Source organism: Ensifer sp. ZNC0028 (genome assembly GCF_000799055.1).
Taxonomy (GTDB): Bacteria; Pseudomonadota; Alphaproteobacteria; order Rhizobiales; family Rhizobiaceae; genus Ensifer.
The window spans coordinates 1-6,330 of sequence record NZ_JTLA01000121.1 but is presented as its reverse complement, the minus strand read 5'-3'; the positions used below and the strand labels follow the sequence as shown (position 1 = coordinate 6,330).

Here is a 6,330-nt window from a genome sequence, read left to right as displayed (position 1 = left end):
GCCGACCTTTCCCGTCGAGCCGATGCCGACGCGGCTCGGCGAGATCGTTCGTTTCGTCCGGCAGGCCTGTGCGGAGGCCGAGGCGGCAGGGCTCGGTTGGCAGGCGGCCATGAACGGCCTGCGCCGTCGGGCGCGGTCGCTGTGGCAGGCGCTGCCCGAGGAAGAGAAACACCGCTTCAACAGGCACCTTCGCTCGATCTACGACAGCCACCGCAACCGCCTGCCGGCACCCCTCTACCTGCGTCTTCGGCAGGAGTTAGCGAGCGAGCGGACAGTGCTGCGCAAGGGCTGGGCCGGCCGGCGCCGTCCGGAAGGGTTGATGGTGCGCTTTGCCGGTGAAAGCGAGGAGACGCTGATGTCAGCCGATCAGGTGATCGATTGTCGCTGCTCGGCGCCAGATCTTCAGGCGCCGTTGATGCAGAGCCTTTTTTCCGGCGGCCTTGCCGAACCCGACGAACTCGATCTCGGCATAGCCGTCAGCCCGGCGGGTGAAGTGCTTTCCGGCGGAGGTCCGACGCGCAATCTCTACGCGATCGGGCCGCTCGGCGTCGGCAGCCTGCCCGACATCGATCTGGTGCCGGAGATCGTCACGCAGACCTATGCCGCGGCGCGATTGATCGCGACCCGCAACCGGGTCACTCTGAAAACCGGCTGACGCTTGCCGCTTACCGCCGCGTTGCCCAGGGTACGAGCCAGCGCTCGATCAGGCGTGCCGCCAGTTCGAACAGGAAGGCGACGGCAGCGATGACGACGATGCCGGCGATCACCACGTCGGTCACAAGAAACTGGGCGGCGGACTGGATCATGAAGCCGAGGCCCCGGGTTGCGGCGACGAGTTCGGCAGCCACCAGCGTCGACCATCCGGCACCGAGCGCGATGCGGGTACCCGTGAGGATCGAGGGCAGGGCGCTCGGCACGATGACATGGCGCAGGACCTGAAGGCGCGACGCGCCGAAGGAGCGCGCCGCGTTGACGTGATCGGCCGATGCGGAACGGACGCCCGTTGCCGTCGAAAGGATGACCGGCGGAAGCATGGCCAGGGCAATCACCGCGATCTTCGATGCCTCGCCGATGCCGAGCCAGATGATCACCAGGGGCAGATAGGCAAGCGGCGGCAGCGGCCGCAGGAACTCGACGATCGGATCGAGTATGCCCTTGCCGACACGGCTCGCTCCGATGGCAAGGCCGGCGGGAACGCCGATGATGAGGGCGACGGCAAGCGCGCCGAAGATCCGCAGCAGGCTGGCGCCGACGTGCTCAGCGAGCGTCGCATCGACAAAGCCGGTGACGGCAAGGCTCCGCAGTGCCTGGTAGACGGCGACCGGTGACGGCAGGAACAGTGGCGAGACGAGGGTATAGCTGGAGGCAAGGCTCCAGAGGAAAAGCAGTGCCGTGATCGTCGCGAGCGAAATCCAGACAAGCGGCAACGGCGGTCGCTCGGCGCTCTGTTCCCGGTGCTCATCCACGTGGCGCGCCGCCGGCATGATCGGCGGCAGGCCTTCAGCCGAGATGCTCATGCGGCAATTCCTTCTTCTTCGGCATGGATGAGCACGGTCAATTCGTCCTGCAGGTGGCGAAAAGCGGCTGAGCTGCGGATTTCCGAAAGCGGCGTCCCGGCGAGGTGATCGCGGCCGAAGGCCGTGAAGATTTCGCTGGTGATCCGGCCGGGGTTGGGGGCAAGCACGATGACGCGCGTTGCGAGCAGCAGCGCCTCCTCGATGCTGTGGGTGATCAGGAGGGCACCGACGCGGTTCTGTTGCCAGATGTCGAGAAGAAAGCCCTGCATACGGCTTCGGGTCAGGGCGTCGAGCGCGCCAAGCGGCTCGTCCATCAACAGAAACTTCGGGCTGGAGGCAAGCGCGCGGGCGATGCCGACACGCTGTCGCATGCCGCCCGACAGTTCCCAGACATGCCGCTCGGCTGCATCGCTGAGCCCCACCTGGTCGAGAAGAGTTCGGGCCCGCTCAAGCCGATCCGCTCTGGACAAACCGCGCAGGCGCAGGGGAAAGGCGACATTGTCGAGGGCCGTCAGCCACGGATAAAGGGCATCGTCCTGAAACACGACGGCGCGCTCTGCGCCGGGGCCGGTGACCGGCGCGCCATCGAGCCGAATACGCCCGCCGCTTGGTTTCACGAAACCCGCCGCCAGATTGAGAAGGCTGGTCTTGCCGGAACCGGAGCGTCCGATGACGACGACGAATTCGTCGTGGCCGATCGACAGATCGATTGACGCAAGCACCGGCGTGTTGCGGCCGGCATCGGCTCCATATCGCAAGGTGACATTCTCAAGCGAGAGGACGGACATGCTGTTCTCCTGGCATACTGCCGTGTGCCCGCCCGAAGATTTCATCCGGGCGGGCAGCAATTGAGTGAACGTCAGAACGAGAGCTTTGCCGCTTCCTGCGCCCAGCGGGCGGAAACGTAAGGCGCGTAGTCGGGAAGGACTGCCGGGATCTTGCCCTGTTCGAGCAGGAAGGCCGAGGTCTGGGCGATCGCCTTGACTGTCGCGCCGCCGAGGAGATCGGCACTCGCCTGTTCTTCGAGCGACGGGAAGTAATAGCCCTTGAGCAGGTTCGGCACCTCCTCAGGCTTTGCGCCGGTGAGCCGTGCGATCTTCTCGGCCTGAGGCGAGCCTGCGCTCCAGGCTTCCGGCTTGGCGCGGTAATCGGCATAGGCGTCGCCGGTCACCTTGACGAATCCGGTGACGATTTCAGGATGTTCATCGGCAAACTTTTTGCTGACGATCCAGGCGTCGAAGGTCGGTCCGCCCCATTTCGCGACGTCGCTCGATGTCGCAAGCACGGTTGCGGTCTTCTTGATTTCGGACAGAACCGGATCCCAGACATAGGCGCCATCGATATCACCGCGCTGCCATGCAGCGGCGATCTCCGGCGGCCTGAGGTTGAGGATCTCGACCGACTTCGGATCAACATTCCAGTGTTTCAAGGCGGTGAGCAGGCTGTAATGCGCCGTCGAGACGAAGGGCGTTGCAATCTTCTTGCCGGCAAGCTCTTCCGGCTTGTCGATGCCCTTGACCGCCAGTGCCTCGGCGTCACTGATCAGGCCGACGACGAAGATGGTTTCGAGCGGGATCTGGCGGCTCGCGGCGGCAGCAAGCGGCGAGGATCCGACATAGCCGATGTCGATCGACCCGGACGCAAGGGCCGCAATGACATCGGCCCCACCGTCGAACTTCTGCCAGGTGATCTTGGCGCCGGTCACCTTCTCATAGGTTCCGTCTGCCTGCGGCACGCGCGATGGTTCGACGATCGGCTGGTAGCCGATGGTCAGCGTCGTTTCGTTTGCATGGGCCGGAAGGGAAAACTGGCTTGCGGCCAAGAGGGCGACACTGGCGGCAAGAAGGATGCGTCTGCGGATCGTCATCGTATGCTCCTCAACGGGTTGCGGCTTCCTCGGGAAGTCCTGACGTTATGTTGATTAAAAGCATGGATTTTATATAGATAAATTATTCCGCTTTTTGCCGCTTTGCAGAGAGTGCTTTCCAAAATCGAAATCTCTGGCGGCGCGCTGTGCCATGCAGGAATGCAGCGTCAGAACTGCACGCCGCCGTAGCGGCCGTTGTGGTAGACGATCGGTTCGCCTGTCCCGGCCGTAATCGCCACCACCCGGCCGAGGATGATCGCATGGCTATGGCGCTCGATGATCTCCTCGACCTCGCAATCGATGGCGGCGAGCGCGCCGGCAAGCGCCGATGCGCCGCTGGCAAGCCGGATCCATTCAGCGCCATCGTAGCGGGCCGGACCCTTGGCGCCGTCGACACCGGAGAAGCGCTCGGCGACCCTCTGCTGCTCGCGCGACAGAAGGTTGACGCAGAAATGCCGGTAGCGCTCGATGACCGGCCAGGTGGAGGACGTGCGGTTGATGTTGACGATCATGGTCGGCGGATCGACGGCGAGTGCTGTGGCGGAGGTCACGGTAGCGCCGGTGCGCTCCTCACCTATCCCCGCGGTGATGACGGAGACGCCACCTGAGAAGTTGCGCATGGCCGCCTTCAGCGCCGGCGTGGTGATCGACCCGTAGCCATTGGCGGTCGGAACGATGGCATCGAATGCGGGAGAAGCGGCAAGCGCGATGGTCATGGCCAAATCCTCGAAAAATTTAAATCTAATTCCCGGTTGCCGACAGCTGATCCGGGAAAAATTTTTCCTCATATCAAGGATGATCGTCCGAATTCTTATTGTCAATAAATTTTATAGAGTTTATGCTTTTTGCCAATCGAGGAGCCTTCTGGGCTGCCTCCGAAAGGAACCTGTGAGGAGGCCTGCGCGAATGGGAATTGTGCCCAACGAAATCCCCGAGAAGATCCCGGAAAAGATCAATGTGCTCTGGTTCCTGCCGACTCACGGCGACAGTCGCTACCTCGGAACCACGCGTGGCGGGCGAAACGTTGATCTCAACTATCTCAAGCAGGTCGCGCAGGCCGCCGATACGCTCGGCTATTATGGCGTGCTCATCCCGACGGGGCGGAGCTGCGAGGACAGCTGGGTGGTTGCCTCAGCGCTGGCACCGCTCACCGAAAAGCTGCGGTTCCTGATCGCGGTTCGGCCTGGCCTGCTCTCGCCGACGCTCGCGGCCCGCATGACGGCGACGCTGGACCGTCTCTCGGGCGGGCGGCTGCTGATCAACGTCGTAACCGGCGGCGATCCGATCGAAAACAAGGGCGACGGCATTCATCTGGCGCATGGTGAACGCTACGAGGTGACCGAGGAATTCCTGAACATCTACAAGGCGGTGCTTCGCGGAGAAGAAGTCGATTTCAAGGGAAATCACTTCGACATCGAAGGCGGCAAGCTCCTGTTCCCGTGCGCGCAACAGCCCCACCCGCCGCTTTATTTCGGCGGCTCTTCCGGCAAGGGGCAGGAGGTGGCAGCGCGCACGATCGACAAGTACCTGACCTGGGGCGAACCGGTCGAGGACGTCGCCAAGAAGATCGCCGAAGTTCGCGCCCTGGCCGATGCCGAGGGCAGGGCGGTCACGTTCGGTATCCGTCTTCATGTCATCGTTCGCGAGACCGCAAAGGAAGCCTGGCAGGCGGCCGACGAACTGATACAATATGTGGACGACGAAACGATTGCCGCCGCACAGAAGGTGTTCGAGCGCATGGATTCGGTTGGTCAGAGCCGCATGAGCCGCCTGCATGGCGGCCGGCGCGATAAGCTCGAAATCGCTCCCAATCTCTGGGCCGGCGTGGGCCTGGTGCGCGGAGGGGCAGGCACGGCGCTCGTCGGCGATCCCGATCAAGTCAAAGCGCGCATGGAAGAATACCGACAAGTCGGCATCGACAGCTTCATCCTGTCCGGTTATCCGCATCTCGAAGAGGCCTATCGCTTCGGCGAACTGGTACTGCCGCATCTGCCGCTGGCCCACGCCATCCCGGCGAGGGAGACGTCGATCAACACCGGGCCGTTCGGCGAAACCATCGCCGGCGATCATCGCCCGAAGCTGAAGGTTTCCCAGTCGTGACAGCTGTGCGGCGAACGGTCATTGCCATCGTCGGCGGCGGTTTCACCGGCGCGGTGGTCGCGGCAAGCCTTGCGCGCAATGCCGCCAGCGACGGCGCAGCCATCGTGGTCTTCGAGCCGCGAGACTGTCTGGGTGCCGGACTTGCCTACGACACCGGCAATCCCGCCCATCGCACCAATGTGCCCGCTGCCCGCATGAGCCTCGTTCCCGATGATCCCGACAACTTTCTGAACTGGCTGGAGGCCAATGGCGAGCCGTGCGGCGACCCGGAGGCGAGGGCAGCCGACGGCCATCTCTATGTGCGGCGGGCGGTGTTCGGGCGGTATGTCGGCGCGTTCGTCGCGCCGTTCGTGCGGAGCGGCAAGGTCATGCACCGGCGCGAGCGCATCACTCGTATCGAGCGGCGTGGAATGCGCTGGAAGCTGACCTCCGATGCCGGGACGGACCTTTTGGCCGATATCGTCGTGATCGCCACGACGCATCCCTCGCCTTGTGCGCCGAAGAGCATTGCGCAGGCGCTCGAAGGCCATCCGCGTTTCGTCACTGATACCACCGTTGCCGGCTCCCTTGCCTGCCTTCGTCCCGATGATGACGTTCTGGTGCTTGGAAACGGCCTGACGGCGGCGGATGTGATTGCGTCGCTGAGGCTCGCCGACCACCGCGGCTCGATCGTCGCCCTGTCGCGCCGCGGCCTTCGCTCGCGCGGCCATGCGGGAAAAGCGCAGGAACCCTTCGGCGATTTCGTCAGCAACCCGGCGCGAACCGCGCTCGAGCTTCTTCGACGCGTGCGCCTGGCGGTGCGGCAGGCCGCTTTGGCGGGGCTCAGCTGGCATGCGGTTTTCGATG

General features: G+C 63.9%; 6 protein-coding genes and 1 pseudogene. 3 read left to right on the top strand and 4 right to left on the bottom strand.

The window, feature by feature from the left end; genetic code table 11:
• Positions 1–655: pseudogene (locus L981_RS35255) on the top strand (hypothetical protein); the annotation flags it as partial.
• A gap of 10 nt (positions 656–665) precedes the next feature.
• Here the strand turns inward: L981_RS35255 and L981_RS27005 are convergent.
• From L981_RS27005 to L981_RS26990, 4 genes are all read right to left on the bottom strand, one after another.
• Positions 666–1,517: an ABC transporter permease subunit gene (locus L981_RS27005; protein ID WP_043623723.1), complete on the bottom strand. Its 852-nt coding sequence runs from the start codon at positions 1,515–1,517 to the stop codon at positions 666–668.
• Complete coding sequence (locus L981_RS27000) at positions 1,514–2,305, bottom strand: taurine ABC transporter ATP-binding protein (protein WP_043623720.1); 792 nt, start codon at positions 2,303–2,305, stop codon at positions 1,514–1,516. Before L981_RS27000 ends, L981_RS27005 begins: the two co-directional genes overlap by 4 nt.
• Before the next feature lie 71 nt (positions 2,306–2,376).
• Positions 2,377–3,384, bottom strand: a complete 1,008-nt coding sequence (tauA, locus tag L981_RS26995; RefSeq protein WP_043623717.1) for a taurine ABC transporter substrate-binding protein — start codon at positions 3,382–3,384, stop codon at positions 2,377–2,379.
• A 167-nt stretch (positions 3,385–3,551) separates the two neighbouring features.
• A complete protein-coding gene (locus L981_RS26990) occupies positions 3,552–4,100 on the bottom strand; it encodes a flavin reductase family protein (RefSeq protein ID WP_082006172.1) in 549 nt (182 codons plus the stop codon).
• A 190-nt stretch (positions 4,101–4,290) separates the two neighbouring features.
• On the opposite strand from L981_RS26990, the gene ssuD reads away from it, so the two are divergent.
• Together ssuD and L981_RS26980 are read left to right on the top strand one after the other, a co-directional pair.
• Complete coding sequence (gene ssuD, locus L981_RS26985) at positions 4,291–5,484, top strand: FMNH2-dependent alkanesulfonate monooxygenase (protein WP_043623714.1); 1,194 nt, start codon at positions 4,291–4,293, stop codon at positions 5,482–5,484.
• Positions 5,481–6,330 (top strand): FAD/NAD(P)-binding protein (locus L981_RS26980; protein WP_043623711.1); only part of this gene is annotated, 850 nt, incomplete at its 3' end. The genes ssuD and L981_RS26980, both read left to right, overlap by 4 nt.